This window comes from Streptomyces sp. AM25, assembly GCF_058146165.1.
On the sequence record NZ_JBKIWN010000002.1, the window covers coordinates 343,039 to 369,277 of the forward strand.

Here is a 26,239-nt window from a genome sequence, read left to right on the forward strand (position 1 = left end):
CTACCTGCCGTATACCGAACCTTTGATGCGGAGCCGCAGTCTTAAGTGCCCCTGATGGGGCGGTCGTTGACCGCCCGAGCGGTAGTTAACTAGCCTTCCAAACAGTTTCACCCTCCACAGCAAATTCATGAAGGGGAACTCCCTCTTGTCGAATGCAGCGCTCATTGCCCTTGATCCGGCGCGCTCCGCGGCTCACGACAACTCTTCCGGCCAGACAGGCCTGTGCATGGCGAGCCTCGATTCCGCCCTGACCATTCAGCAGGCGAACCAGGAATTCTTCCGGCAGTTCAACGGCTCGTCCGAGGAATTGTGCGGCCGGAGTTTCCGTGAAGTGGTGCACCCGAGTGTCCGGCAGCCGCTGATGCGGCAGTTCTCCCACCTGCTGGAAGGCAAGCACCAGCGGTTCGTCAGCCCCGTCATCGCGGTCGGCCCCGGCGAGGAGTCGGCCTTCACGGTCCCCCTCACCGCGGTCGCGGTGCGCGGCGGCGTGCCCGGCACGACGGCCATCCTGGTCATGATGCCCACGGCCCGCGATGCGGAGGAGACGCGCGTGGTCACCAACCGCAAGAAGATCCTTTCCGAGATGGATGCCCGCATCCTGGAGGGCATCGCCGCCGGCGTCTCCACCGTCCCGCTGGCCTCGCGCCTCTACCTGAGCCGGCAGGGCGTGGAGTACCACGTGACCTGCCTGCTGCGGAAGCTGAAGGTGCCCAACCGCGCCGCGCTGGTCTCCCGCGCCTACTCCATGGGCGTGCTCAAGGTCGGCACCTGGCCGCCCGAGGTCGTGGAGGACTTCGTGAAGTGAGCCCGTGCAAACCCCCGCACAACGGTCCACTAAGGTAAGGCTTACCTTTGTGAGTGATCGGAGCCGTTGTGCGTGCGTTGGGGTTGAGGGCCGTCCTGGCCGTGTCCGTCGTCGGAGGCCTGCTGGCCGGCTGCTCGTCCGGCCCGGAGGCGGGCGGCGGTCCGGCGAAGGGGGAACGCCCCGCCGCCGGCACCAGGAACCACGTGGCCGGCGCCGCGGAGGGGCCGTCCGCCGCCCCGAGCGCCCTGGCCGACGGGATGGGGTCGGACACCGCGCAGGACGGACGGTTCCCGCGCACGGTCGGCCACTACCGGGGAAAGACCCGGCTCGACACCGCACCCACACGGATCGCCGTGCTCAGCACGGGACAACTGGACGACCTGCTCTCCCTCGGAGTCGTCCCCGCAGCCTCCACCCGAGCCCAGAACGCCGGACTCGTCCCCGGCTATCTGCGCGACGCCTTCCCGCAGTACGGGGAGAAGCTCGCCGCCATGGCCGACGCCGGGACGCGGACGGCACCGAATCTGGAGTCCCTGGCCGCGGTCAAGCCGGACCTGATCCTGGTCAACGACACACTCGGCGACCTCTACCCGAAGCTGTCGAAGATCGCGCCCACCGTCGTGACCAAGGGCCAGGGCATCAACTGGAAGCGGGACCTGCTCCTGGTCGGCGCCGCCGTCGGCAAGGGCGAACAGGCGCAGAAGCTCCTGCAGGACATCACCGGGGACGCCGCGGCACGCGGCAAAAAGCTCGGCGGCGCGGAGACGACGGTCTCCATGGTGCGCTTCACGCCCGACCGCACACGCATGTTCGGCGTGTCCTCCTTCACCGGTTCCATCGCCGCCGACATGGGGCTCGGACGGCCTAAGTCACAGCAGTTCACGGCCATTTCGCAGGACATCGGAGCCGAGAGCATCGACGTCGCCGACGCGGACTGGATCTTCTACTCGGTACAGGGGAAGGAGGGGAAGACCGAGGCCGGGAGCGTGCTCGCCGGGCCGCTGTGGACGTCGCTGAAGGCCGTCGGGGCCGGGCACGCCGTCCGCGTCGACGACGACCCCTGGTACCTCAACGCCGGTCCGGCCGCCGCGCGCCTGGTCGTCCGTGACCTCGCCGAGCAGCTCGGCAAGTGACCGCCCGAACTGCGGCCTGGAACGTCGCCGCCCTCGTCCTCCTCGCCGCGGCCGCCGCCCTCAGCCTCGCCGTCGGCACCCGGCCCGTCCCGCTGCCGTCCGTCCTCGACGCCCTGCTGTCCGGCGGGAGTTCCGCCGACCCGGACGCGCTGGTCGTGCGGTCGCTGCGGCTGCCGCGCACGGAGACCGGGCTCGCGGCAGGAGCCGCCCTCGGCATCGCCGGGACGGCGCTGCAGGCCGTCAGCCGCAACCCGCTCGCCGACCCGGGCATCCTCGGGCTGAGCCAGGGCGCGGCCGCCGGGGTGGTGCTGGCCATCGCCCTGGGCCTGGCCAACGGCTTCGGCGGCTACGTCTGGTACGCCTTCGCCGGTGCCTGCGCCGCGGCCTGCGTCGTCCACGCCATCGCCTCCCGCGGCCGCGGCGGCGCCACCCCCGTCAAGCTGGCCCTGGCCGGGACGGCCTGCGCGGCGATGACGACCGGGGCCACCACCGTGGTGCTGACGTCGAGTTCGGCCGCCCTCGACCAGTTCCGGTTCTGGCAGGTGGGCTCGCTGAGCGGACGCGACCCGCAGACCGTCGTCCGCATGCTGCCCTTCCTCCTCGGAGGCGCCCTGCTGGTGCTGGGCTGCGCACGCAGCCTGGACGCGCTGGCCCTCGGCGACGACACGGCCCGCGCCCTCGGCCACCGCGTCCGCCTCGTCCGGGCCTGCGCGGCACTCGGCGCGACCCTGCTCACCGCGGCCGCCGTCGCCGCAGCCGGCCCGATCGCCTTCGTGGGCCTCGCCGTTCCGCACCTCGCCCGCCGCCTCGTCGGCGGCACCCACCGCCGGCTGCTCCCCCTCTCCGCCCTGCTCGGCGCGGCACTGCTGCTCGCGGCGGACGTGGCCGGCCGGGTGGTGCGGGCCCCGGGGGAGGTCCCGGCCGGGGTGATGACGGCGCTGGTCGGAGCGCCCGTGCTCGTCCTCCTCGTACGCCGCAAGGGGATGCCGACGTGACGAGCCCCCCTCCGCCCTATCCGCAGTCGGCCGGACTGTCCGTCCTGCGCCTGCCCGGCCGCCGCCCCGTCTCCCTTCTCCTGCACCGCCGTTCGGCGGCCGTGGCGGGCATGCTGCTGGCCGTGCTCGCGGCCGTCATGCTCGCCTCGGCCTGCCTGGGGCGGACCGTGGTGACCCCGTACGACGTCTGGCACGTCGTCCGCGGCGGCGCCGGCCCGTACACCCTCGTGGTCGGCGAACTGCGGGTACCGCGCATCGCGCTCGGGGCGCTCGTCGGCGCCGCGCTCGGGACCGCCGGGGCGCTCGTGCAGAGCGTGACGCGCAACCCGCTCGCCAGCCCCGACGTCATCGGCGTCGGGCACGGTGCGGCGGCCGCCACCGTCCTGGCCCTGGCCACCGGGACCGTCGCCTCGCCCGGCGCCCTGCCCGCCGTGTCCGTGGCGGGCGGCCTGGCCGCCGCCGCCCTGGTGTACGCCCTGGCCTGGCGGCGCGGCATGCAGCCGAGCCGGTTCGTGCTCGCCGGCGTGGGGATCGGCGTGGCGCTCTCCGCCGTCGTCCACCTCTACCTCACCGACTCCGAACTGGACGCCGCCGAACAGGTCAAACTGTGGCTCACCGGAAGCCTCAACGGGCGCGGCTGGGACCAGGCGGGCCCGCTCGGGTGCGTCCTGCTGCTGTGCCTGCCCGGCCTGCTGTGGGCGGGCCGCGTGCTGCGGCCGCTCGCCCTGGACCCGGACACCGCGGCCGCACTCGGCGTCCGGGTCCGGCGGGCCCAACTGGGCCTGACCGTCCTCGGCGTCGTCCTCGCCGCGAGCGCCACCGGCGCGGCGGGCCCGCTCGGCTTCGTCGCCCTCACCAGCCCCCAGCTCGCCAGACGCGCCGCCCGCACCCCGCAACTGCCCCTGCTGTGCTCCGCGCTGACGGGCGCGGTCGTCGTGGTCGCCGCCGACCTCGCGGCCCGTACGCTGCTCACTCCGCTGGAGATCCCGGTGGGAGCCCTCACGGCGCTGGTCGGCGGGCCCTATCTGCTGTGGCTGCTGGGCCGGTCGGGCCGGCCCCGCCGGGCGTGACCCGCGGGCTCACGACCATGCGGATGTCCTCCGCCGCCCACAGCACGAACCGCTCGACCGGGGTCACCTCGTGCCCCGGGACCGGCCGGAACCGGAAGCGCTTGAGGAGGACGGCCAGGACCAGCTCCGCCCCGACCATGGCCAGAGCGGCGCCCTCACAGCTGCGCGGCCCGAGCCCGAAGGGGAGGTAGGCCAGCCGCGGCCGCTTCGCCACCTCCTCCGGCGCGAACCGCCCGGGCACGAACTCCCCGGGCTCGGGCCAGTACTCGGGGTTCAGGTGCACGGCCCAGAACGGATAGAAGACCGTCGCCCCGGCCGGGATCTCGTAATCGCCCACGACGAGCGCCTCGGTCGTCTCCCGCGCCCCGTACGGGCCGGGCGGGAAGAGCCGCATCGACTCCTTGAGAGCCATGTCGAGCCGCGTGAGGCAGCGCAGATCCGCGTAGCCGGGCGCGACACGGTCACCGAGCACACCGTCCAGCTCCTCGCCGATGCGGTCGGCAACTTCGGGGTGCCGGCCCAGCAGGTGCAGGGTCCACGAGACGGCGACCCCGGTCGTGTGATGGGCGGCCAGCATCGCCATCATGACCGTGTCACGGATCCGCGCCGGCCGTTCACCGGCCTCGACAAGTGCCCCGATCAGATCGCTCCGGTCCGCACGGCCACCGGAACGGTGCGCCGCGACCACCCGGTCGACCATGGCACGCAGATAGACGAGGGCCTGCTCGGCCCGCTCGGCACGTTCCCGCTGCTGCAGGCCCGGCAGCGGCAACCGGTAGAGCCGCCCCAGGTGTTCGGTCAGCACCTCCTCGAACGCGGTGACGGCGCCGTCCGGATCCGCGGCCTCACCGCCCAGCGCGTACGCGCAGATCATCCGCAGCGACAGCGCGGTGAGATCCTTCTGCAGCTCGACGGGCTCACCGCCCGCCTGCCCGGCCCAGCGGTCCGCGAGCGCCGTCGCCAGCGCGGTGAACTCCCCGAAGTGCCGCTCGTGGGACGGGCGTCCGGCCAGCACCGACAGCAGCAGGCGCCGCAGCGGTGTGTGTTCGTCGCTCGGCAGCACCTGCACGTTCCCCGCCTCGAACAGCGGGTCCAGGAAGGCGAAGAGCCGCTCCGGCCGCCTGTCGAGGTGCGCCGTGGCCTCCAACAGCACGGGGTCGGCGATCGAGACGGCCGTCTCCGCGCCCGGAAGCTGGAACCGCACGACGGGCCCGTACTCGGCGTGCAGCTGCAACTGATAGGTGTGCAGGCCGCCCGCTGCCGCGACGGCACCGGCTCCGCCGTCCGAACAGGGCTCGGGACCGGGGATGTCCATCGTTGCTCCTCCTCACGACTCTCACCACAATCCGGGGACGAGCCTGCGCGTGCGGGCCGCATACGCGCGGTACTCCTCGCCCAGGGCATCGAGCAGCATCCGCTCCTCCACCCGGATGCGATAGAGCACGGCCGCCAGGATGCACACGGCGAACAGCAGCCACGACAGCGCGTTGCCGAACAGGACGGCGAAGCCGAACACGGTCAGCAGCAGCCCGCTGTAGGACGGATGCCGCACCCACCGGTAGGGCCCGGAGGCGATCACCTTGTGCCCGTGCTGGATGTGCACCGTCCCCCGGAAGAACCGCCCCAGCGTGACAATCGACCACAGCCGCAGCGCGATACCCGCCCAGGCCACGGCCAGGACCACACCCTGCAGGACCGGACCGTGCACGGAATAGGACACGGCCGGGACCGCGTGACGGACGAGCCGGGCCAGCACGACCCCGCCCCAGAAGAGCACCCCGATGACCACGAAGCTGCGCCGCTCCGTCCGCTCCGTGCGCTCGCTGCGCCACCGCTGCCGCGCCTGCAGCAGGAGCTCGGCCGCCGCCCACACGCAGGCCGTGAAGATCAGAGCCATGCTCAGGGGGTGGTGCATCGTCCTCGCCTCCGGCCCTCGGTCCGTGATTCAAGCATCGCACCGGGCGGGCCCCGGGAGGCCCCTGACCCTGGCCGAAAATGCGGCCTGGCCGCGGCCGCACGTACGCCACGAGGATGCTCCACGGCCGGATGTGGCCCATCGGAAGGGCGGGGAACGGATGCGAATACGACGAAGAGGGTTGCAGACGAGACGGGTTGGGACATGGGCACGCAGTGCGGTCGCGCTGGCGCTCGCCTGTGCCGGGGCCGTGGCGGTCCCTGCGGCGGCGTCGGCCGCACCCGCCGTGGCCGGGTGCGGCATGGACACCGGGGCCCAGGGGCTGGCGAGCACCCCGCTCCCCGACAGCCTGGTGTCCGTGGACCGCGCGGACGGCCGGATCGCCCAGTTCCAGCTCTTCTACGACTCCACGGCGACCGGACAACTGCCCTTCGTCTGGCACCGCGAACAGGACGAGCCCGGCGGTGCGTACGGGTCCTGGCAGCGGGTGAGCGCCGCGACCGTCGGCCCCAAGAGCTACGCCATCACGGCGATGGAGAACTCGGCGGGCAACCTGGAGCTGCTGTTCTCCACCTACGGTTCGTTCTGCCACACGGTGGAGGACGGCAGCGACGACGGCTGGAGCACACCGGACGCATTCGGCCTCTCGCCGGCGCCGTACCACGGCGCAGCCGTGCTGTTCAAGGAACGGGACGGCAGCATCGACGCCTTCGCCTCGGGCGCGCGGACCGGCGTCGCGATGCAGCTGCGGCACCAGCAGGACCCGGACGCCGGCTGGGGCCCGGTCCAGGACATGGGCAAGGTCCCGGACCCGAACGTGGGCCTGAGCCAGCCGGCCACCGTGGAGCAACTCCCCGACGGCAGGATCCACTTGACGGCACGCGAGTGGAACAGGGACCGCACGTGGGAGGTCGACCAGTCGGCGCCGGGCGGCGGCTGGGGCCCGTGGCGGCTGGCCTCCCCGGGGACGGCAGTGCACCCGAAGGCCACGGCCACCACCGGCCCGCAGCTGCAGGTGAACCGCACCACCGGCCTCCTGGACGGCGACATCCTCACCTTCACGATCGCGAGCGGCCCGCCCAAGGAGCGCGTCTGGGTCAAAATGTGCGGCCCCTCGGCATCCGCGACCACCTGTGACGACGCCACCGGCCGCCAGTTCCGCGTGTACCCGGACGGCACGTACCATGCCTCGCCGAAGAAGACGTACGCCCAACTGGTCACCAAGGCAGGGAAGTTCGACTGCCGCACGGCGCCGGCCGACAACCCGTGCACCTTGGCCCTCACCGACAACTCCGGGGCCCTGCTCACCACCGTCCCGCTGCGCTTCCGCCCGCACGGCCGCCCGGAGGCACCGCCCACCGTGGCCGTCGACCCGGACGACGGCCTGGTGGACGGCCAGTCGGTGCACGTGACGGGCAGCCGCTACGAACCGCAGTTCCACGTGCTGGTCATGGAGTGCGCCACCGGCTCCACCGACACCCTGGGCTGCCGCCCGCGCGCCAGGCCGCCGGCGACGACCGACGCCGGCCGGCTCGACGAGACGGTCACCCTCTCGGCGACGTTCACCAGCATCGGCAACCGCACCGTCGACTGCCGCACCGAAGACGCCTGCGAACTGGTGGTCTTCGGCACCCGGGTCCGCGGACCGGAGTCCGTCCGGCACCCGTTGAGCTTCGAACCGACGGACAACGGCTGAGCGACTACGCCGGCTCCGGTACCGACACAGGTACGTCGCGGAGCCGGCGGAGCGGGGAGAACACCACGAACAGCGAGGCGCTCCACATGCCCAGCACGCACACCCACAGCGTCGGCCGCAGCCCCGCCGCCGTGCCGAGCATGCCGCCGAACAACGAACCGAGCGGGATGACTCCGTAGGAGATCCACAGGTAGACGGCGCTCACCCGGCTCTGCAGCCCAGGCGGGCAGACCGTCTGCCGGTAGGAGATCGCCGCGGTGTTGAACAGCACGGCATTGGCCGACAGGGCGGTCAGCCCGATCCCGTACAGGGCAAGCCCCGGGCCGGGCTGTGCCAGCGGCATCAGGAAGTACAGCGGGCCGGGCACCAGCATGGAGACCCAGACGATCCGTGCGGTGCCCACCCGCGCGGAGATGCGGTGAGCGAACGCGCCCGTGAGCAGGCCGCCCACGGCACCCAGGCCGAACACCAGCCCGACGGCCGCCGCGGGCGCGTGCAGCTCGCGCAGCAGGAAGGTGACCGCGATCGACGAGGTCGCCATGACGAAGAAGTTGGAGACGCTGGTGCAGAGCAGGAGCCTGCGCAGGGTGGGGTGTCGGCGGACGAATGCCAGGCCCTCGTCGATGGCCGACCTGAGCATGATCCTGCGCTGGTCTGACCGGTCAGGAAGGTAGCGCCGCCGCCCGGCCGCGGTCGAAGGGATTTCGCCGGTCATCCGCGAGGTGATGTTAGGTTAGCCTCACCTTCATGAATTGTGTGCACCTCGCCGAGGCCACGGCCTACACCACCCCGCCCCTCTGGCGGATTCTCACCAAATCCGGCTATTTCGTGGGCCTGTGCGGGGCCATCGGCTTCACCGTGACGTACGCGGCGGCCATCCGCCCGGCCCTGCGCGCGCCGGGAAGCGAGCGCGGCGACGTCGCGGCCCTGCAGCGGCGTGCGGCGTTGTCGCTGGCCTGGGCCGGGGTGGTGCTGCTGGTCGCGGGCTACTTCCAGCTCGCGGCCCGGGTGGCCCGGGCCGGCAAGGGCATGCCGTTCGGGGATGCGCTCGCGCCGGGACACATATGGGACTTCCTGCGCGCACCGGCGGCGCGGGGCGCATGGGTGTCGCAGGGCACGGTCTACCTGGTCCAGAACATCGTGCTCGTCCTGGCCTCCGTCGCACTCGTCGCGCTGTTCAGCCCGGCCGCACGCCGCCACCTGAACGCCCTTGCCCTGACCGCCCTGCCGCTCTCGGCTGCGGTGTCGCTCGTCGCCGCCGTACCGGCCACCGTCCCCGCGAACGCGGACCGCGTGCTCGACCTCGTCTTCGACCAGGTCCACATCGTCAGCGGCGTCGTGTGGACCGGGGGCCTGGTCCTGCTCGTCGCCCTCGCCGGCGTCCGCCGCCGGCTGGGCGGAATCGCCGGCCTGCTGTGGGCGGACATCTGGCGGCGCTTCAGCCTCGTCGCCCTGGTCTGCGTCGGGGCGGTGCTGACGTCCGGCCTGTGGATGTCGTGGAAGCACGTGGGCGGCATCGGGCAGCTGTGGACGACGACCTACGGCCTCTTCCTGCTCGTCAAGACCCTGCTGGTGCTCGGCATGGTCGCGGCCGGCGCCGTCAACCAGTTCTGGCTGATGCCGCGCATCGCCCGGGCCCGCCGGGCCGATGCGACGGCCTCTCTCCTGCACCTGACGTTGCGGCACTTCCCGAAGGTCGTCTGGGCCGAAGTCGTCCTCGGGGCCGGTGTCCTGGCGCTCGTCCCCTTCCTGAGCGGTTCGGCGCGCTCCCAGGCCGGCAGCCCGCCGCCCGTCGCGACCGGCAGCGTCTTCGCCGTCGGCGCCGTGCTCGTCCTCACCCTCGCCGCTTCGCTCTGCATCACGGCCAGGGCCTCCGATGCCCTCTCCCGGCGCCAGGTCGTGGCCGCGGCCTGACCCGACGCCGCGGGCCGGCCCGCCCGGTCGCGGTGCCGGCGGGTAGGACGAGCCGCACTACGTCGACGACCGCAAGTACTTCGAACTCGACACCTTCTGCAACGAGTTCGCCGAGCCGTGGCAGGACCGCCGCCTGCCCATGCACCACGAGCTCCGCGAGGACGCCGTCGAGGTCCACCGGTTCTGGCAGGAGCGCAACGGCGGCGAACGCCGCGTGGCCGGCACCCCCACCACCGCCTGAGTGTCCCGTTGGGCCGTCCGGTCGAGGCGCACGCGCGCCGGCCGGGCGGTCCGGGGAAGCTTGCCGCAGGAGCAGCAGTCACGCGGCGGGAGGTCGACGATGCGGCCGGTGCGACGGGGGGCCAGGGCCGCGGCGCTGGGGGAGTACCTGCGCGGCGCGCTGTGGGTCCTGCCCGCGGCGGCCGCGGCCCTGGCCCTGGTGGCGGGCAGCCTTCTCTCCCGCGTGCGGATCCCGCCGGGCTCGGTGTGGCAGCCGCTGGCGTTCGCCGGTACCGCGGACGACGCCCGCCAGGTGCTGATCACGATCGCCTCGACCGTGGTGACGGTGATCGCGCTGGTCCTCGGCCTGACGATCGTCACGCTCCAGCTGGCCTCGACCCAGTTCTCCCCGCGGCTCCTGCGCAACTTCCTGCGCGACCGTCCCAACCAGGTGGTGCTCGCGACCTTCGTCGCCACGTTCGCCTACAGCACCGCCGGGCTCTACACCGTCCGCGCCACCGGCGGCGCTGACTTCCCCCGGCTCGCCGTCTCCGTGGCGATCGCGCTGATCTTCCTCAGCCTCGGGATGCTGGTGTTCTTCGTGCACCACATCGTGCACTCGATCAAGATCGACACGATCATGACCTCGGTCGCCGAGGTCGCCGCCCGTACGGTCCGGGCCTACACCGCCGAGGGCCCCGGCACCGACCGCACGGGCCCGGTCCCGCCGCCGGGAGCGCTCGCGCTGCCCGCCACGCGCTCCGGCTACGTGCAGACCGTCCAGCCCGCCCTGCTGCTGGAGGCCGCGGCGGACCAGGACGCCGTGGTGGCGATCGTTCCCCGGGTGGGCGACCACATCGTGGCCGGCACGGAGCCCCTGGCCCTGGCCTGGTCGCGGCAGGGCGGGCCCCCGGCCGACGCTCCCGCGCTGGCCCGCGCGGTGCACCACGCCGTGCAGATCGGCACCGAGCGCACCCTGCAGCAGGACGTCATGTTCGGCATCCGCCAGCTCGTCGACGTCGCACTGCGCGCCCTCTCGCCCGCGGTCAACGACCCGTACACCGGCGTCCAGACGCTCGACCGGCTCGCGGTGCTCATCGAGGCCCTGGGCAGGCGCCCCCTCGGCGACGAGGTCAGGACGGACGCGGCGGGCGTGGTGAGGGCGGTCGTCGCCGGTCCCGCCTTCGCCGACCACCTCGACCTCGCGTGCGGCCAGATCCGCCGGTACGGCGCCGGCGAACCCGCCGTGTGCCTGGCGCTGTTGCGCCTGCTGGCCACGGCCGCCGCCTCCGTCACCGACGCCCGCCGCCGGGCCGCCGTCACCGACCAGATTCAGCTCGTCCTGGCCGCCGCCGAGTCGCGCATCGCCCAGCCCGCCGACCGGTCGGCGGTCCGTGAACTCGGCGCCCGGCTCATGTCGTTGCAGATCTCCGGGTAATCCCTGTCCTGGTGCCTGCGACCATGCCGGCGAAGGCCCGGGCCAGTGGAGGGAGCGCGTCCCAGCGGCGCACGGCCCAGCCGACGGAGAACGGCGGCAGCGCGGGGACGGGCACGAAGCGCAGCGGAGCGTCCGCGCCGGAGGCGGGCAGGCCCGGCAGGGCGGGCACCACGGCGTGCCCCAGGCCCAGTTCGGCGAGCAGCAGGGCCGTGTCCCAGTCGGCGACGCCGGTGTCCGAACCGGCCCGGACGCCGAGTTCGGCGAAGGCCGCGTCCAGATGGGCGCCGGAGACGGAGTGCGGCGGCAGCCGCACGAGCGGGACCCCGTCGAGGTCCGCGGGGTCGATGCGCGGCCGGTCCGCGAGCGGATCGCCGGCCCGTACCGCGAGTACCCAGGGCAGGTCGAGGACGGGCCGCTGCTCGATCCCGCGCACCGGGTCGCCGACGGTGATCCAGGCCAGGTCCAGCTCGCCGGAGAGCAGGGCGTCGAAGCAGCGGCGACCGGAGGTCTCGGTCCGGAACTCCAGGCCCACCCGGGGGTATTGCCGGCGGAAGGCGACGACGGCGTCGGCCATGAAGTGCCGTACGGTCGTGCCGCCGGTGGCGATGCGCACCGACCCGCTCTCCCCGTTCACCAGGTCCCCGATGCGCCGCAGTGCGACGTCGAGCCCCGCGAGCCCGTCGGCCGCGGCCTCGTACAGGATGCGTCCCGCCGCCGTGGGCACGACACCGCGCGGCCGGCGTTCCAGCAGGCTCACGCCGGCTTCCCGTTCCAGGCGCTTCACGTGCTGGCTCACCGCCGACTGCGTACAGGTCAGTTCGCGGGCCACGGCACTGAGGCTGCCGGCCCGGCACACGGCGACGAACACGCGCAGGTCGTCCAGAGTCACGGCATCCAAGCTACGCCTTGGGTCAAGCGAGCAATCCCCAGGATTGACTGGATACTCGGGCGGCACGAGGATCGACGCAGGGCCCAGGCGGCAACCCGCCCGACGCCTTCGCACGAATCCGGATCGGGCGAAGGCGGCCGGGCGGGTGCCGACCACTCCCGGCCGAAAGGACGTGGCGCGTGTCCGCTCCTCCCACCGCAACCGGCCAGGCCTTCGCCCTCCTTCACCGGCTCGGGGCCGAGGGCATCGCCCACCCCGGCGGCACCCTCCTGGCCCACCTCCGGAGCGTGCAGGCCCGGCTGGCCGCGTGGAACGCCCGGCCCGCCCTGCAACTCGCGGGCCTGTGCCACGCGTTGTACGGCACCGACGGTTTCCCCACGGCCCTGCTCCCGCCGGCCCGGCGTACGGAGCTGGCGGCGGTGATCGGCGCCGAGGCCGAAGCCGTCGTGTACGTGTATGCCGCGTGCGACCGGAAACGCACCTACCCGGTCTTCGGCCGGGACGGCACCTTCCACGACCGGTTCACCGGCCGGGCCTGCATCCTGGAACCCCAGGAGTGCCGGGATTTCACCGAGTTGTCCGCGGCCAACGAACTCGACATCGCCCGGGCCGATCCGGCCTTCCGCGCCGCGTGGGGCCCTGAACTGCTCGCCCTGTTCACCCGGTGGAAAGACCTGCTGAGCGCCGAGGCCTGGCTCGACTGCCGCACCGTGCTCGCGGGGCCTCAGCCCTGGCGCACCGAGACGCCGCCGATCAGGGAGTAGGCGCGGACCTTGACCACGGCGCCGCCGGGCTCGCCGGCCACGTCCTTGCTGCGGCCGCCGACGAGGGAGAAGCCGCGGACCTCGACCGCCGTGCCGGGCGGGACGGTCAGGTCGACGCCGCCGAAGACCGAGAACGCGTCGACCTCGGCAGAGGCCCCCTCAGGGTAGGTGAGTTCGGCTCCGCCGACCATGGAGACCTTCACCAGGTGCGCGGGGCCCGCGGGCAGCCGGGCGTCGGTGTGGTCGAGCTTGGCCCCGCCCACGGCGGCCACGTGCACCGTGCGCTCCCGGGCCGTGAAGTCGCCCCGACGCTTGAGGCCGCCCAGGAGCGAGAGGCTCCACTCGGTGCGGCGGGTGCTGGACGGGGCGTTCTTCGTGATCTCCATGTGCCCAAGAATATGCGCGGGACCGGACATGCCGTCAGTGACCGTCGCCACCGGCCCGAGATGACATAAGTCATGGTCAGCCCCGTCCCGGCTCGGCCGGCCGGTCAGCGGGATCCGGTGAGAATCCGGCCGGACCAGACGTCGATCACCACCTGGTGGTGGTGGGGGCGCACCGTCGGCGTGCCGGCGGCGTAGTTTCTGTCGACCTGCGCGGCCTCGGCCGCGTCCGGCTTGGCGTTGGTGCAGGACGTGCCCGGGCCGTGGCCGGACATGAGTTCCGAGCACGGGCCGCTGTAGTCGTCGGGCAGGCCGAGGATGTGCCCGGTCTCGTGCGCCGTGATCCGGGTCGCGTCGTAGCCCTCGTCCACCGCCTGCTGTCCCAGCTGCACGTCACCGCTGCCGCCGGGGAAGATCGGCCCCAGTGTGGTCTGCGGCCAGCCGCTGGTCGCCTGGTAGACGTAGTCGGCCGTGCCGGGGGTGCTCGTCGGCTCCAGGCGCACGTTGTGCACCGCGGCGTTCCAGTTCTGCACGGCCTGCTGGATCGGGCCCGCCCACTGGCCGGCGCCACTGGCGTCGTAGGTCAGGGTGACCACGGCCGGGGCCGCGTGCGGCGCGGGGTGTGCCGAAGCCATGCCGACCGTGGGGCTCAGCATGAGGGGGACAAGTGCCGTCAGGGCGGCCATTTGCTTGATCATGGGGGGTGCGCCTCCTCGAGTCTCAGGTGCTGCCCGCAGTAAACGAGTTCGTCGCGAACATGACAAGCGTTCGGTCGGTGATCGGGCTCGGTGACCGTCAAGTTGGCCGAAAGGTCATGGGGGATGTCCGACCGCCGGATCAAGCCACCTGTGAAATTCCCGAAGTTCTAGGGGTTTTCCGGCAAGCGCGCGCGAACGACTCCCGTACCCCGCGTAAGGGCAGCTTCAGGCCCTGTCCGCTTCGCGAACGCTTCAATTCCCTGTCACATGCACCCGGTTCGCCGGACCCGTCCGTACGGCCGAAAATTGCCCTTGCTCGCGACTGAGTGGCATGGACAGGATGATCACCATCCGTTCCCGGCGATCACTCCAACACCCCCCAACACCGTTGATGCGGATCGAAGAAGGCCACCGTGCGGCCTCTCTCCCCGCGGTGCATCGCCCGATGAAGGCCACAGCGGCGTGCCCTTCGTCTCCACGCAGTTCCCGCAGTTCCATGCAATTCCACGCAGTGAAATACCGGCCCGCCACGGGGCCGGGCGAGCCGACGGCGTGCTGTGCCGCCGTGCGGGTCGGCCCGATTGCACAACAGAGGTGAGAGACGTGACTTTGCTGGCTGTCGACCACGTCGGTCTGAGCGTGGGGGACGCCGTTCAGGCGGCCCACTACTTCCGCTCGGCCTACGGATTCCACACCGAGGCGGAGACCGGGCCCGGAGCCGGGCCGGACGGAAGCCGCTCGTTCGTGCTCCGGCACGGGGACGTCCGGCTCGTGGTGACCTCCTCCCTGAACGACGACGGCCCCACGGCCGACTTCGTCCGCCGCCACGGCGACGGCGTGCGGGACGTGGCCTTCTCGTCCACCGACGCGGTCGGCGACTTCGAGCATGCCGTCGCGGCCGGCGCCGAGGCCGTCCGCGAACCGGTGGTCCACGAGGACGAGTCCGGGCGGGTCACCGTCGCCGTCGTCGGAACCGATTCCGACCTGGTCCACTCGCTCGTCCAGCGCGACAATCCGGACGGCTCCTTCCTGCCCGGCGTCCACCGGTCCGTCCCGCACCAGGGCGGCGGCAGCCGACTCCTGCACAGCGTCGACCACTTGGCGCTCTGCCTGCGCCCGGACAGCCTGGACCGCTCGGTCTCCTTCTACGAGCGTGCCCTCGGCCTGCAGCACACCTACGACGAGACCATCGTCGTCGGCGGCCAGACCATGAACTCCAAGGTCGTGCAGAACGACAGCCGCCGCATCACCTTCACCATGGTCGAGCCCCGCACCGACGGCCCCCGGGGCCAACTCCACGACTTCCTCGACAACTTCGGCGGCCCCGGTGTCCAGCACATCGCGTTCGGCACCGACACCATCGCCGACGCCGTACGCGCACTGGCCGTCCGCGGCGTGGACTTCCTCTCCACCCCGGCCGCCTACTACACGGCGCTGGCCGAACGCGGTATCGACGTCGGCATGGAGACGGAGACCCTGCGCGAACTGAGCCTCCTGGTCGACCGCGACGACTGGGGCCACCTGATACAGATATTCACCCGGTCCCCCTACGCCCGGCGCACCCTCTTCTTCGAGCTCATCCAGCGCGTCGAGGCCCGCACCTTCGGCAGCGGCAACATCAAGGCCCTCTACGAGGCCGTCGAACGCGAACGGGCCCGCACCGGCGCCGACGAGACCGCCGTGCTCGCCGGCACGGCTCAGGCATGAGCGCACCGGTCCCGCAGGCGCTCGTCACCCTGGACGACTACCGCACCGCCGCACGCGACCTCGTCGAACCCTCCGCCTGGGACTACATCGACGGCGGCAGCGGCGACGAGACCACCCTGCACGCATCCGAGGCGGCCTACCGCCGCCACCGGCTGCGCCCCCGCGTCCTGGTGGACGTCTCCCGCTGCGACGCGAGCACCACCCTGCTGGGCAGCACCGTCGAACTGCCCGTCGGCATCGCGCCGATGGCCTTCCACGGACTGGTCACCCCCGAGGCCGAACTCGCCTGCGTCCGCGCCGCCGGGGAGGCCGGTGCGCTGATGGTCGTCAGCACCTTCTCCGGCACCCCGCTGGAGGACCTCGCCCGGGCGGCGAGCGGCCCGCTGTGGATGCAGCTGTACGTCTTCCGGCACCGTCCCACCACCGAGGCGCTCGTCCGGCGGGCCGAAGCGGCCGGCTACCGCGCGCTGGTGGTCACCGTGGACACCCCGCGCATGGCCCGCCGTCCGCGCGACCTGCGCAACGGCTTCCGCCTGCCGCCGGGCGTGTCCCCCGCGAACTTCGGCAGCGAGATCTCGGCCGGCCTGCACGCCGGCACGGCCGGCGCCTCGGCGCTGGGCACGCACGCCGAACGCCACCACGACGCGGCCTTCACCTGGGACGACCTGGCCTGGCTGCGCTCGCTGACTCAATTGCCCATCGTCCTCAAGGGCGTGCTGACCGCCGAGGACGCGGACCGCGCGGCCGCCCTGGGGGTGGAGGCGATCGTGGTGTCCAACCACGGCGGCCGCCAGCTCGACGGCGCCGTCACCGCCCTGGAGGCGCTGCCCGAGGTGGTCGCCGCCACGGCCGGGCGCTGCGAGGTGCTGGTCGACGGCGGCATCCGGCGCGGCACGGACGTCCTCGTCGCGCTGGCCCTCGGTGCCCGGGCGGTCCTGGTGGGCCGGCCCGTGCTGTGGGGCATGGCCGTGGGCGGTGCCGACGGCGCACGCGAGGTGCTGTCCGTCCTCGGCGCCGAACTGGAGAACGCCATGGCCCTGTGCGGCCGCCCCGACCTGGCGTCCGTCGACGCGGACCTGCTCCGTGCACCGCGGAGCACCACCCCTGCAACCCCCCGCCATTTCTGAGGAGACTCTGCCCATGCCCGCAGACCAGCAGCTGGAGACCGTCGTGGACGCCTTCTCCCTGAGCCCGGCCGACCGTGAACTCCTGCCCACCGCCGAGGACGTGGACTTCTACCAGGAACACGGCTGGTTCCTCACCCGCAAGCTCCTCACCGACGCCGAGGTCGACGAACTCGTCGAGGCCAGCGAGCGGTTCTACGCCGGCCACCGCGACCGCACCCTGCCCACCCGCCCGCCGCGGCTCGCCTACTGGACGCCGGAGAAGGGCGAGGTGCACCGGCACAACGACTACATCTTCTACGAGGACGCGACGATCCGGCGCATCCTGTCCAAGCCGGTCATCGCGGCGACGGCCGCACTGATCGCCCGCACCGACCAGATCCGGCTGTGGAACAGCACGCTGATCTACAAGCCGTCCAGCACCGTCGACGAACGCAACATCGTGCCCTGGCACTTCGACCGCCACTACTGGCAGACCTGCGCCTCCGACAACATGCTCACCGCCTTCATCCCCTTCCACGACTGTGACGAGGAGATGGGCACCATCAGCATGGTCGACGGCAGCCACACCTGGCGGGAGACCGGCGCCGACGACTCCACCACCCGGCACTTCGCCGAGCGCGACCGCCTCGAACTCGAGGACATGCTGCAGGAGAACGCCGCGTTCAACGGCGCCGAGGTGCGCAAGGTCCCCGTCGTCATCCCCAAGGGACACATCAGCTTCCACCACTGCCGCACCTACCACGGCAGCGGACTGAACACCAGCGGCCGTCCGCGCCGCGCCATCAGCCTCCACCTGCAGGACCGCGACAACGCCTGGCGTCCCTTCCCGCTGGCCGGCGGCGGCAACGTCGTCTACAACAACGACGTGCTCGTCCGCCCGGACGCCGACGGCCACCCCGACTACGCCGACCCGGACTTCTGCCCGGTCCTGTGGGAAGGCCGGCTGTGACACCTCTCGTCCTGCCCCTCGACGAGCTCCACGGCTCCCTCGCCGATCCGCTGATGGAGGTCATGAACTTCCTCAACGAGATCACCCTGCGCCACCCCGACGCCATCTCCTTCGGCCCCGGACGCCCCTACGAGGGCTTCTTCGAGACCGACAGCATCGGCACCTACCTCGACGCCTGGACCCGTCACCTCACCGAGGACCTGGGCCGCACCCCCGACCAGGTGCGCACCAGCCTCTTCCAGTACGGCCGCACCAACGGCCAGATCCACGAGCTGATCGCCCGCACCCTGCACAACGACGAGGGCATCGAGACCGACCCGGCCGCCGTGGTCGTCACCGTGGGCTGCCAGGAGGCCATGCTCATCACCCTGCGCGCCCTCTTCGCCGGGCCCTCCGACGTCCTGCTGGTCACCGACCCCGTCTACGTGGGCATCGCGGGTGCGGCCCGGCTGCTGGGCATCGAGACCGTACCCGTCGCCGAGGACGAGAGCGGCATCAGCCCCGAAGCACTGCTCGCCGCCGTAGGAGCCGTACGGGCGGCCGGCAAGCGCCCCCGCGCGCTGTACACCATCCCCGACTTCTCCAACCCCTCGGGCGTCAGCCTCCCGTTGGAACGCCGCCACGAACTCCTCCGCATCGCCGAGAGCGAGGACCTGCTCGTCCTCGAGGACAACCCCTACGGGTTCTTCACCCGCACCGGCACCGTCCGCCCCACCCTCAAGGCACTCGACACCCGCGGCCGCGTCATCCACCTCGGCTCGTTCGCCAAGACCTGCTTCCCCGGCGCCCGCGTCGGCTACGTCATCGCCGACCAGACCGTCACCGGCCCGGAGGGACGCCGTACCCTCCTCGCCGACGAACTGTCCAAGATCAAGAGCATGGTGACGGTCAACACGCCCACCCTCAGCCAGGCCCTCATCGGCGGCATGCTCCTCACCCACGACTGCCGCCTGCGCGAGGCCAACAAGCAGGCCGTCGACTTCTACCGCACCAACCTCGACGTCCTCCTCGCCTCCCTGGACGAGCATTTCCCCGCGGAGGTCCGCGAGCGCACCGGCATCCACTGGAACGTCCCCGACGGCGGCTTCTTCCTCACCCTCGCCCTGCCCTTCCCCGCGGACGACGCGCTGCTGCGCCTCTCCGCGAGCGAGCACGGCGTGATCTGGACACCCATGCGCTACTTCCACACCGACCACGCCGGTGACAACCGGCTGCGCCTGTCGTGCAGTTACCTCTCGCCCGACGACATCCGCGAGGGCGTCCGCAGGCTGGCGGCACTCGTGGAGAGGCGGACAGCACGGTGAACGCGCTCCTCTACGCGGTGACGGTGGTCATCTGGGGCTCGACCTGGCTGGCCATCAAAGGCCAGCTGGGCGACGTCCACCCCACCCTCTCGGTCTTCTACCGCTTCGCCCTCGCCGCCGTGATCATGCTGGTGTACGCCCGGGCGCGCGGACTGCCACTGGCCTACCCCGCGCGCATGCACGCCCGGTTCGCCCTCATGGGCGCCCTGATGTTCTCGTCGAACTTCGTCCTCTTCTACTTCGCCGAGCAGCACCTGGCCACCGGACTGGTCTCCGTGGTGTTCGCCATGTCCCTCCTGGTGAACATCTGCTTCGCCCGGGTCTTCTTCCGCCGCAGGGTCCCCGCCGTGGTCCTCGTCGGCGGTGCTCTCGGCCTCGCCGGCATCGTCACCGTCTTCTGGCCCGCTCTGACCGCTTTCGACCCCTCCTCCGGCGACGGCCTGGGCATCCTGCTGGCCTGTGCCGGAACGCTGGTGTTCTGCCTGGGCAACGTCGTCTCGGGCAAGGTCCAGGCGGCCGGCGTGCCGGTCGTGCAGAGCACCGGCTGGTCGATGCTGTACGGGGCCGTGCTCATCGCCCCGTTCGCCGCGTTCTTCGGCCACGGCACCCTCTACGAACCGACGTGGAAGTACACCGGCTGCCTGGTCTACCTCGCCGTCATCGGCTCCGTCGTCGGCTTCGGCACCTACCTCACCCTGCTGGGCCGGATCGGCGGCGAACGGGCGGCGTACGCCACCGTCCTCTTCCCCGTCGTCTCGCTGCTGCTGTCGACCGTCTTCGAGGACTTCACCTGGACCGCGCAGGACGTCCTCGGCGTCGCCTGCATCCTGCTCGGCAACGCCGTCGCCCTGGCGGGCCCGGTCCTGCTGCGCCGACGCGCGGAACGGTCACCCGCCGTGACGTGAGGCCAGGTGATGCAGTTTCAGGGCCATGTGGAGTTCCAGCGCGCGTTCGGGGCTGTTCCAGTCCGGGCCGATCAAGGCCTGTATCCGGTCGAGGCGCTGGACGACGGTGTTGACGTGGACGTGCAGTTCGTCCTTGGCGCGATTGAGCCTGCCGCCGGAGTCGAAGTACGCACCCAGGGTGCGCACCAGCTCGGTGCCGCGGCGCGCGTCGTATTCCAGCAGCGGGCCGAGGGCAGCGGTGACGAAGCCGGAGACGTCGTGACCGTTGCCCAGCAGGACTCCCAGGAAGCCGAGTTCGGCGGCGCAGGCGCCGTCCCCGGTACGGCCGAGGACATGCAGGGCGCGCAGACAGCGCGCCGCCTCCGCGTGAGCGTCGGCGAGTTGCCGTGGTCCGGCGGCGGGTCCGGCGGCCGCGACGGTCACCGGCGCGCCGACCAGCAGGGCGAGCTGCCCGGCGGCGTCCCGGGCCGTCCTTCCGGGGTCGGTGCCGTGGGGCGCGGGCAGCAACAGCACGGTGGCTCCGGCGTATTCGGTGCCGATGCCCTCGGTGCCGAAGAGGTGGCGCAGCGCGGCGGCGGGCAGCCGGCCCGGGCGGGCGGGGTCGTCCTGGGCGACCAGCAGCAAGTGGGGGCGGTCCAGGTCGATCCCCAGGCGGCGGCCCCGTTCGGTGAGCCCGGACGGATCGCGGGCGGGGTCGGTCAGCAGGTCGGCGAGCAGGTCGCCGCGTATCCGGTTCTCGGTCTCCGCCACCGAGCGGCGGAGCAGCAGCAACAGCCCGGCGACCACCGCGGCGCGTTCGAACAGCCGCCGGTCGGAGGTGTCCAGCCGTGGTCTGCCGTGGAGTACCAGGCTGCCCAGGGTCTCGGGCCCGGCGAGCACGGCGCAGACCCAGCGCCCGTCGCGCAGTACTGCACGGCCGGCGATTCTCGACTCGTCGACGGCCGCCGTCAGGCGCGCTGCTTCGCCGTGGCCGGTGGCGAACGTGCCGCCGTCCGGGGGTACTTCGGTCAGGGGCTGCCCGGCGGGATGGTGGACGGTGACCGGGCCGTCCAGCACGGCCGCCACCGCGGAGGCCAGCTCCGGCAGTCCGCCGCCGCGCAGTACCAGGTCGGTGAGCCGGTCATGGGCCCGTTCGGCACGCTGGACGGCGGCGGCGTGTGCCCGGATGACGGCGTTGGCCTCGGCCAGTTCGGCGAGGGCGGCCCGGGTGTCGTCGAGGGCCTGGGTGGTGTCGATGGCGATCGCGGCATGTGCGGCCAGCGAGCACAGCAGGGCCACCTCGTCGGGGGAGAAGGTGCGCGGTGTCCGGTCGGCGGCGAACAGTACCCCGATGACCGTGCCGCCCTCGGTGGAGCGTGAACCGAGCAGGAGCGGCACGCCGAGGATGGCCGCCAGACCCTCGTGCGTCACCCCCGTGTCGATGGTGCGGGTGTGGCGGAAGAGCCGGTCGGTCCGGTAGTCGGGAGTGGCGTAGGGGCGGGCGGTTTGTGCCACCAACCCGCCGATGCCGTCGCCGAGTCCGACGCGCAGGTTCTGGAAGAGCGGGGAGACGGAGCCGTCGGTGACCGCCACGTAGGTGTCCCCGGCCTCCTTGTCGGAGAGCGTCAGATAGGCGGTGTGCGTGCCCAGCAGCATCCGTGCCCGCCGCACGATCGACTGGAGCACGGAGTCCGCGTCGCGCAGCGCGGCGAGGTCGCCCGCGGTGTCGAACAGCGCCGTCAGCTCGGCCTCCCTGCGCCGGTGGCGGCGCAGTACGTGGTGGACCCGGAGCGCGTTGTCGACCGCGTGCTGCAGTCCGGAGAGGTCGGGGTCCGGTGCTCCGGCGGTGCGGGCGTCGTGCAGCAGTGCCTCGAAGTGTGCCGCGGGAGCGTCGGCGGCGAGCAGTTCCAGCAGGCGGCTCATGCGGTGGAGGGCCGGAGATTGTGGTGACATGACAGATCATCATGGGCCAACGGGTCGGGGACCGGAGCCCGTCGCACATGTCGCTGCGGCACACAGTCCGGGGGGCGGTTGTGGGGCCGCGCCCCATGCCCCGCAGCTGCTCGCCGCCCTACGGTCGGCCGGAACCCTTCCACTCACCCATGACCGCGGGAGCCCCCCATGCGCTCATCGATCTCACGGAAACCGGCCGGGCCCGTACGACGGCTGCTGCGACGGCTTGCCCCGGCGGCCGTCGCGGCCCTGCTCATCGCCGGCCCCGGCCCGCTGACGGTCCCGGCCGCCGCATCGGGCGGCACCCTCCGGCAGGTCACCGGGTTCGGCTCCAACCCCGGGAATCTCGCGATGTACGCGTACGTTCCCGACGGGCTGCCGTCCGGAGCGCCGCTGGTCGTCGCGCTGCACGGCTGCACCCAGACGGCGGGGGACTACTACGCGCACTCCGGCTGGCAGAAGTACGCCGACCTGTGGGGATTCGCCGTGGTCTTCCCGCAGACGGGCTGGGCCAACAACGCGATGTCCTGCTTCAACTGGTTCGATCCCGCCAAGGATTCACGCGGCAACGGAGAGGCGCAGTCCGTCGCCGAGATGACCGACTATGCGGTGCGTCAGTACGCGTCCGACACGCACCGCGTCTACGTCACCGGGCTCTCCGCGGGCGGCGCCATGGCCGCCGACCTGCTGGCCGCCTACCCCGAGCGCTTCGCGGGCGGTTCCATCGACTCCGGAGTCGCTGCGCAGTGCGCCGCCACTGTGCTGCAGGCGACCGGCTGCCAGATGAACGGTCAGTACCTCTCGCCGGCGCAGTGGGGCGACAAGGTCCGGGCCGCGAACCCGGGATATCGCGGACCCTGGCCTCGCGTCGCGATCTGGCAGGGCAGCGCCGACTACACCGTCCGCCCGGTCAACGCCGATGAGCTGCGCGATCAGTGGACCGATGTGTGGGGCATCGGACAGAGCCCGTCGAGCACCCGCACCCTGCCGGGCAACACCACGCTGAGCGTCTACGACGATCCCGCCGGCGCACCCGCGGTCGAGGTCTACAAGATCTCCGGCATGGGTCACGGACTCGCCGTCGACCCCGGCGCGTCCCCCGAGCAATGCGGTTCCACCGGCGCCTACTTCCTCTCCGGGATCTGTTCGACGTACTACACCGCGAGGTTCTGGGGGCTGGGTGGCTAGCCACATCGCCGTCACCGCGTACGGGACCGTACGCGGTGCGCTCGGCGAGGAACAGGTCATCGTCTTCAAGGGCATTCCGTACGCGGCCGCGCCCTTCGGCGCCCGTCGGTTCCGGCCGCCGCGGCGGCCGGAACCGTGGCGCGGGCTCCGTGACGCCGTCGCGTACGGGCCCACCGCGCCGAAAGCGCCGTACCCCGCACCTTTCGACGCATTGATCGACGAGGTCGACGTCCCCGGGAAGGAGTGCCTGAACCTCAACGTGTGGACGGCGGACACCACGGCACGGCTGCCGGTCATGGTGTGGCTGCACGGCGGGGCGTTCGCCAACGGGTCGGGATCCGCTTCCCTCTACGACGGCAGCCGCTTCGCCCGTCACGGAGTCGTCCTCGTCACCCTGAACTACCGCCTCGGCGTGGACGGTTTCCTTCACCTCGGGGACGGCATCGCCAATCTCGGGCTGCTCGACCAGATCGCGGCCCTGGAGCGGGTGCGGGAGAACGTGGCGGCGTTCGGGGGTGATCCGGACAAGGTCACGGTCTTCGGCGAGTCGGCAGGTGCCATGAGCATCGGCGCCCTGCTGGCCGCGCCGCGTGCCGCCGGTCTCTTCCACCGGGCCGTCCTCCAGAGCGGTGCCGCCCACCACTCCCTGACCCCCGCCACCGCCCATGCCCTGGGCCGTCGGCTGGCTGTGCTCCTCGGTGTCGAACCCACGCGCCGGGCCCTTGCGGCCGTGCCCCTCGACCGGCTCGTCCTGGGCCAGTGGCAGTTGCGCGCCGAGATCTCCGCCGACCCCGACCCGGCACGCTGGGGCGAGGCCGCCCTCAACCTCATGCCCTTCGAGCCGGTCGTCGACGGCGGGCTGATACCGGCGTCACCGTTCGAGGCGATCGTGGCGGGCGCGGGCGCGGATGTGGACATCCTCGTCGGCGCCAACCGCGACGAGTTCCGCTTCTTCCTCACCCCCACAGGCACCATCGACCAGGTCACCGTCGGCATGCTCCGGGAAGCCGTCACCCGCTACGGGCTCGACCCCGGCTCGGCTCTCCCCGTCTACCGGGCGGGACGGCCCGGGGCCGCTCCGGGCGAGCTGTTGTCTGCGGTGGCGACCGACTGGTTCTACCGCATCCCTGCGATCCGCCTCGCCGAAGCCCGGGCCGCGCTGCGCGCCGGATCGGCCTTCCTCTACCAGTTCGCCTGGCAGCCCGACACCTTCGACGGGCGCCTGGGCGCCTGCCACACCGCCGAACTCCCCTTCGTGTTCGACAATCTTCACCTCAAGTCCGCGGCCCGCGCCCGGCTCCTCGGCGACCGGCTCCCGCAGGGCCTCGCCGACGCCATGCACGCCGCCTGGATCTCCTTCGCCGCCACCGGAAACCCCGGTTGGCCCGCCTACGACACCGAGCACCGTTCCACCATGCGCTTCGACACTGCTCCCGGCATCGACCCGGATCCGTACGGGGAGGAGCGCCGGCTGTGGGACGGCCGGCGCTGAGGCGAACGCCGGCGTCCGCTCTACCGGGCGACGGCGCAGGTGATGTCCTCCAGACGGCGGGCGAGCGGGTGTCCGCCGCGCGCGGGGCGGACGAGCACCAGGGGAACGGGTGGCGCTTCCGTCAGCGCCACGTAGCGCAGACCCGGGTGCGGGTGGTGGCGAGCGGATTCGGGCAGGACACCGATGCCGCGGTCTGCGGCGACCAGTTCCAGGCACTCGTCGAACGTCCGGCACTCGGCGGCGACTCGAGGTCGCCGGTCCCGGGGCCACAGGCTCGGGTCGACGGTGCCGCTGCCCGCGTTCACGACGAGCGGCCAGTCGGCCAGTTCGGACCACCGCAGGCGTCGCCGCCGTGCCAGGGCGCCGGTGCGGGAGACGGCAGCCACCCGTTGCTCGCGTCGCAACTCGACGGTGTGCAGGTCCGGTTGGGAGACGTCTCCGTAAAGGATGGCAGCGTCCACCGCGCCACGCTCGACACCGGCCAGTCGATCGTCGCGGCGAACGAGTTCGACACGGCATCCGGTGCGCTGCTCGAAGGTGCGCAGGGTGGCCGGGAACCAGTCGGCGGGCAGCAGCCAGGTGAAGCCGATGGTGAAGGTCCCCTCCGAGGAGGCTGCCTGGAGCGCACCGTCGACCCGCTCCAGGGCCTCGCGGAGCTCGTCGCCCAGCCGGCGGCCGGCCGGGGTGAGGGCGACGCTGCGCGTCGTGCGGTCCACCAGCCGCACTCCGAGCGCCTCCTCCAGACCGCCGACGGCGCGGGTGAGGGTGGGCTGGCTGACCCGGCAGACGGCAGCGGCCCGGGAGAAGTGCTCCTCCTCCGCCAGAGCCACGAAGTAGCGCAGATGCCGCAGATCGATATCCATACGGCTGCAGTATAAATCCGTCTCCCACGGTATTTCCGCCCGGGCGGCGGCCCGCCTAGCCTCGGCCGACGAAGCGTTCCTCCTTCTCCCACCAGGAAGCAGTGATCCGTGTGCACCGTGCCGATGTGCTGAGCCGGCCCACCACCCCACTGTCCGGCCCCGCCTACCCCGCAGGCCCGTACCACTTCGCCCGCCGCGAGTACCTGAACATCACCTACCGGACCGACCCGGCGGCGATGCGCGCCGTGGTGCCCGAGCCGCTGCAGGTCGACGATCCGCTGGTGCGCTTCGAGGTCATCCGCATGCCGGACTCCACCGGACTGGGCGACTACACCGAATCGGGCCAGGTCCTCCAGGTCCTCCTCGACGGAGAGCGGGCCGACTACATCCACTGCATGTACCTGGACAACGGCCCCGCCATCGCCGTCGGCCGGGAGGCGTCCGCGTACCCCAAGAAGCCCGGCAGCCCCCGGCTGTTCACCGACTCCGACACCCTCGTCGGTACGCTCGACTACGGCAGCCTGCGCGTGGCCACCGCCACCATGGGGTACAAGCACCGCCCCCTCGACCGTACCGAGGCCCGTGCGGAGATCGCCGCCCCCACGTACATGCTCAAGATCCTCCCGGGGTACGACGGGACTCCCCGCATCTGCGAACTCATCCGCACGGAGATCACCGACCTGGAGGTCCTCGGCGCCTGGAGCGGTCCCGCCCGCCTCCAGCTCTTCGAGCACGCCCTCGCGCCCATGGCCGACCTTCCCGTGCGCGAGATCGTCTCCGCGAGCCACATCCTCACCAATCTCACCCTGCCCACCCCCAAAGTCGTTCACGACTACCTCGCCCGACCCTGATC

The 26,239-nt window shown here is 72.2% G+C and carries 23 protein-coding genes and 1 pseudogene; 16 read left to right on the forward strand and 8 right to left on the reverse strand.

What is annotated here, in order from left to right; translation table 11 throughout:
- The first annotated feature begins 127 nt into the window (after positions 1–127).
- The 4 genes from ACLHRZ_RS03510 to ACLHRZ_RS03525 all read left to right on the forward strand — a co-directional run bounded on the left by ACLHRZ_RS03510 (position 128) and on the right by ACLHRZ_RS03525 (position 4,003).
- Positions 128–805: a PAS domain-containing protein gene (locus ACLHRZ_RS03510; protein ID WP_490416720.1), complete on the forward strand. Its 678-nt coding sequence runs from the start codon at positions 128–130 to the stop codon at positions 803–805.
- A gap of 68 nt (positions 806–873) precedes the next feature.
- Complete coding sequence (locus tag ACLHRZ_RS03515) at positions 874–1,938, forward strand: iron-siderophore ABC transporter substrate-binding protein (protein WP_490416849.1); 1,065 nt, start codon at positions 874–876, stop codon at positions 1,936–1,938.
- The gene (locus ACLHRZ_RS03520; protein WP_490416721.1) at positions 1,935–2,933 is read left to right on the forward strand and encodes a FecCD family ABC transporter permease; all 999 of its coding nucleotides are present in this window, start codon (positions 1,935–1,937) and stop codon (positions 2,931–2,933) included. The genes ACLHRZ_RS03515 and ACLHRZ_RS03520 overlap by 4 nt, the downstream gene beginning before the upstream one ends.
- Positions 2,930–4,003: a FecCD family ABC transporter permease gene (locus ACLHRZ_RS03525; protein WP_490416722.1), complete on the forward strand. Its 1,074-nt coding sequence runs from the start codon at positions 2,930–2,932 to the stop codon at positions 4,001–4,003. The genes ACLHRZ_RS03520 and ACLHRZ_RS03525 overlap by 4 nt, the downstream gene beginning before the upstream one ends.
- Here ACLHRZ_RS03525 and ACLHRZ_RS03530 read toward each other — a convergent pair.
- Together ACLHRZ_RS03530 and ACLHRZ_RS03535 are read right to left on the reverse strand one after the other, a co-directional pair.
- Complete coding sequence (locus ACLHRZ_RS03530; RefSeq protein WP_490416723.1) at positions 3,933–5,318, reverse strand: cytochrome P450; 1,386 nt, start codon at positions 5,316–5,318, stop codon at positions 3,933–3,935. The two genes, ACLHRZ_RS03525 and ACLHRZ_RS03530, sit on opposite strands and share 71 nt — an antisense overlap.
- Positions 5,319–5,339: 21 nt before the next feature.
- Positions 5,340–5,900: a methyltransferase family protein gene (locus tag ACLHRZ_RS03535; RefSeq protein ID WP_490416724.1), complete on the reverse strand. Its 561-nt coding sequence runs from the start codon at positions 5,898–5,900 to the stop codon at positions 5,340–5,342.
- 268 nt (positions 5,901–6,168) lie between these two features.
- Here ACLHRZ_RS03535 and ACLHRZ_RS03540 point away from each other — a divergent pair, with 268 nt between their 5' ends.
- On the forward strand, positions 6,169–7,614 hold the full coding sequence (locus ACLHRZ_RS03540; protein WP_490416725.1) for a neocarzinostatin apoprotein domain-containing protein: 1,446 nt from the start codon (positions 6,169–6,171) through the stop codon (positions 7,612–7,614).
- Positions 7,615–7,618: 4 nt separating this feature from the next.
- On the opposite strand, the gene ACLHRZ_RS03545 is transcribed toward ACLHRZ_RS03540, so the two are convergent.
- On the reverse strand, positions 7,619–8,329 hold the full coding sequence (locus tag ACLHRZ_RS03545; RefSeq protein WP_490416726.1) for an MFS transporter: 711 nt from the start codon (positions 8,327–8,329) through the stop codon (positions 7,619–7,621).
- A gap of 32 nt (positions 8,330–8,361) precedes the next feature.
- On the opposite strand from ACLHRZ_RS03545, the gene ACLHRZ_RS03550 reads away from it, so the two are divergent.
- Both ACLHRZ_RS03550 and ACLHRZ_RS03555 read left to right on the forward strand, forming a co-directional pair.
- Positions 8,362–9,528 carry a copper resistance D family protein gene (locus tag ACLHRZ_RS03550; RefSeq protein WP_490416727.1) on the forward strand — a complete coding sequence of 389 codons (1,167 nt, stop codon included), beginning with the start codon at positions 8,362–8,364 and terminating at the stop codon, positions 9,526–9,528.
- A 349-nt stretch (positions 9,529–9,877) separates the two neighbouring features.
- Complete coding sequence (locus ACLHRZ_RS03555; protein ID WP_490416728.1) at positions 9,878–11,185, forward strand: DUF2254 domain-containing protein; 1,308 nt, start codon at positions 9,878–9,880, stop codon at positions 11,183–11,185.
- Here the strand turns inward: ACLHRZ_RS03555 and ACLHRZ_RS03560 are convergent.
- The gene (locus ACLHRZ_RS03560) at positions 11,160–12,074 is read right to left on the reverse strand and encodes a LysR family transcriptional regulator (protein ID WP_490416729.1); all 915 of its coding nucleotides are present in this window, start codon (positions 12,072–12,074) and stop codon (positions 11,160–11,162) included. The genes ACLHRZ_RS03555 and ACLHRZ_RS03560 overlap by 26 nt on opposite strands.
- A 179-nt stretch (positions 12,075–12,253) precedes the next feature.
- Between ACLHRZ_RS03560 and ACLHRZ_RS03565 the strand changes: the two genes are divergently transcribed.
- Positions 12,254–12,838: a DUF6817 domain-containing protein gene (locus ACLHRZ_RS03565; RefSeq protein ID WP_490416730.1), complete on the forward strand. Its 585-nt coding sequence runs from the start codon at positions 12,254–12,256 to the stop codon at positions 12,836–12,838.
- Here the strand turns inward: ACLHRZ_RS03565 and ACLHRZ_RS03570 are convergent.
- Positions 12,799–13,224 carry a hypothetical protein gene (locus tag ACLHRZ_RS03570; protein WP_490416731.1) on the reverse strand — a complete coding sequence of 142 codons (426 nt, stop codon included), beginning with the start codon at positions 13,222–13,224 and terminating at the stop codon, positions 12,799–12,801. The two genes, ACLHRZ_RS03565 and ACLHRZ_RS03570, sit on opposite strands and share 40 nt — an antisense overlap.
- A gap of 104 nt (positions 13,225–13,328) precedes the next feature.
- Positions 13,329–13,919 carry a snapalysin family zinc-dependent metalloprotease gene (locus ACLHRZ_RS03575; RefSeq protein WP_490416732.1) on the reverse strand — a complete coding sequence of 197 codons (591 nt, stop codon included), beginning with the start codon at positions 13,917–13,919 and terminating at the stop codon, positions 13,329–13,331.
- Between the two features lie 603 nt (positions 13,920–14,522).
- On the opposite strand from ACLHRZ_RS03575, the gene hppD reads away from it, so the two are divergent.
- Genes hppD through ACLHRZ_RS03600 form a run of 5 tightly spaced genes read left to right on the forward strand, consistent with a single transcriptional unit; the run spans position 14,523 to position 19,911 of the window.
- The gene (gene hppD, locus ACLHRZ_RS03580) at positions 14,523–15,626 is read left to right on the forward strand and encodes a 4-hydroxyphenylpyruvate dioxygenase (protein ID WP_490416733.1); all 1,104 of its coding nucleotides are present in this window, start codon (positions 14,523–14,525) and stop codon (positions 15,624–15,626) included.
- On the forward strand, positions 15,623–16,753 hold the full coding sequence (locus ACLHRZ_RS03585; RefSeq protein WP_490416734.1) for an alpha-hydroxy acid oxidase: 1,131 nt from the start codon (positions 15,623–15,625) through the stop codon (positions 16,751–16,753). Before hppD ends, ACLHRZ_RS03585 begins: the two co-directional genes overlap by 4 nt.
- Before the next feature lie 13 nt (positions 16,754–16,766).
- Positions 16,767–17,702 carry a phytanoyl-CoA dioxygenase family protein gene (locus ACLHRZ_RS03590; RefSeq protein WP_490416735.1) on the forward strand — a complete coding sequence of 312 codons (936 nt, stop codon included), beginning with the start codon at positions 16,767–16,769 and terminating at the stop codon, positions 17,700–17,702.
- Complete coding sequence (locus tag ACLHRZ_RS03595; protein WP_490416736.1) at positions 17,699–19,006, forward strand: aminotransferase-like domain-containing protein; 1,308 nt, start codon at positions 17,699–17,701, stop codon at positions 19,004–19,006. The genes ACLHRZ_RS03590 and ACLHRZ_RS03595 overlap by 4 nt, the downstream gene beginning before the upstream one ends.
- A complete protein-coding gene (locus ACLHRZ_RS03600; RefSeq protein ID WP_490416737.1) occupies positions 19,003–19,911 on the forward strand; it encodes a DMT family transporter in 909 nt (302 codons plus the stop codon). Before ACLHRZ_RS03595 ends, ACLHRZ_RS03600 begins: the two co-directional genes overlap by 4 nt.
- On the opposite strand, the gene ACLHRZ_RS03605 is transcribed toward ACLHRZ_RS03600, so the two are convergent.
- Positions 19,894–21,843: a helix-turn-helix domain-containing protein gene (locus ACLHRZ_RS03605; RefSeq protein WP_490416738.1), complete on the reverse strand. Its 1,950-nt coding sequence runs from the start codon at positions 21,841–21,843 to the stop codon at positions 19,894–19,896. The two genes, ACLHRZ_RS03600 and ACLHRZ_RS03605, sit on opposite strands and share 18 nt — an antisense overlap.
- Before the next feature lie 168 nt (positions 21,844–22,011).
- Here ACLHRZ_RS03605 and ACLHRZ_RS03610 point away from each other — a divergent pair.
- Positions 22,012–23,028 (forward strand): annotated as a pseudogene (locus ACLHRZ_RS03610) (extracellular catalytic domain type 1 short-chain-length polyhydroxyalkanoate depolymerase); the annotation flags it as partial.
- Positions 23,024–24,523: a carboxylesterase/lipase family protein gene (locus ACLHRZ_RS03615; protein WP_490416739.1), complete on the forward strand. Its 1,500-nt coding sequence runs from the start codon at positions 23,024–23,026 to the stop codon at positions 24,521–24,523. The pseudogene ACLHRZ_RS03610 and the gene ACLHRZ_RS03615, both read left to right, overlap by 5 nt.
- A gap of 20 nt (positions 24,524–24,543) precedes the next feature.
- On the opposite strand, the gene ACLHRZ_RS03620 is transcribed toward ACLHRZ_RS03615, so the two are convergent.
- On the reverse strand, positions 24,544–25,386 hold the full coding sequence (locus tag ACLHRZ_RS03620) for a LysR family transcriptional regulator (protein WP_490416740.1): 843 nt from the start codon (positions 25,384–25,386) through the stop codon (positions 24,544–24,546).
- A 110-nt stretch (positions 25,387–25,496) separates the two neighbouring features.
- Here ACLHRZ_RS03620 and ACLHRZ_RS03625 point away from each other — a divergent pair, with 110 nt between their 5' ends.
- A complete protein-coding gene (locus tag ACLHRZ_RS03625) occupies positions 25,497–26,237 on the forward strand; it encodes an acetoacetate decarboxylase (protein WP_490416741.1) in 741 nt (246 codons plus the stop codon).
- The last annotated feature ends 2 nt before the right edge of the window (positions 26,238–26,239 follow it).

Coding starts and splice junctions, on each gene's coding strand:
- ACLHRZ_RS03510 (WP_490416720.1), top strand. CDS start 128: ATGAAGGGGAACTCCCTCTTGTCGAATGCAGCGCTCATTGCCCTTGAT.
- ACLHRZ_RS03530 (WP_490416723.1), bottom strand. CDS start 5,318: ATGGACATCCCCGGTCCCGAGCCCTGTTCGGACGGCGGAGCCGGTGCC.
- ACLHRZ_RS03535 (WP_490416724.1), bottom strand. CDS start 5,900: ATGGCTCTGATCTTCACGGCCTGCGTGTGGGCGGCGGCCGAGCTCCTG.
- ACLHRZ_RS03545 (WP_490416726.1), bottom strand. CDS start 8,329: ATGACCGGCGAAATCCCTTCGACCGCGGCCGGGCGGCGGCGCTACCTT.
- ACLHRZ_RS03550 (WP_490416727.1), top strand. CDS start 8,362: ATGAATTGTGTGCACCTCGCCGAGGCCACGGCCTACACCACCCCGCCC.
- ACLHRZ_RS03570 (WP_490416731.1), bottom strand. CDS start 13,224: ATGGAGATCACGAAGAACGCCCCGTCCAGCACCCGCCGCACCGAGTGG.
- ACLHRZ_RS03575 (WP_490416732.1), bottom strand. CDS start 13,919: ATGATCAAGCAAATGGCCGCCCTGACGGCACTTGTCCCCCTCATGCTG.
- ACLHRZ_RS03585 (WP_490416734.1), top strand. CDS start 15,623: ATGAGCGCACCGGTCCCGCAGGCGCTCGTCACCCTGGACGACTACCGC.
- ACLHRZ_RS03590 (WP_490416735.1), top strand. CDS start 16,767: ATGCCCGCAGACCAGCAGCTGGAGACCGTCGTGGACGCCTTCTCCCTG.
- ACLHRZ_RS03605 (WP_490416738.1), bottom strand. CDS start 21,843: ATGTCACCACAATCTCCGGCCCTCCACCGCATGAGCCGCCTGCTGGAA.
- ACLHRZ_RS03620 (WP_490416740.1), bottom strand. CDS start 25,386: ATGGATATCGATCTGCGGCATCTGCGCTACTTCGTGGCTCTGGCGGAG.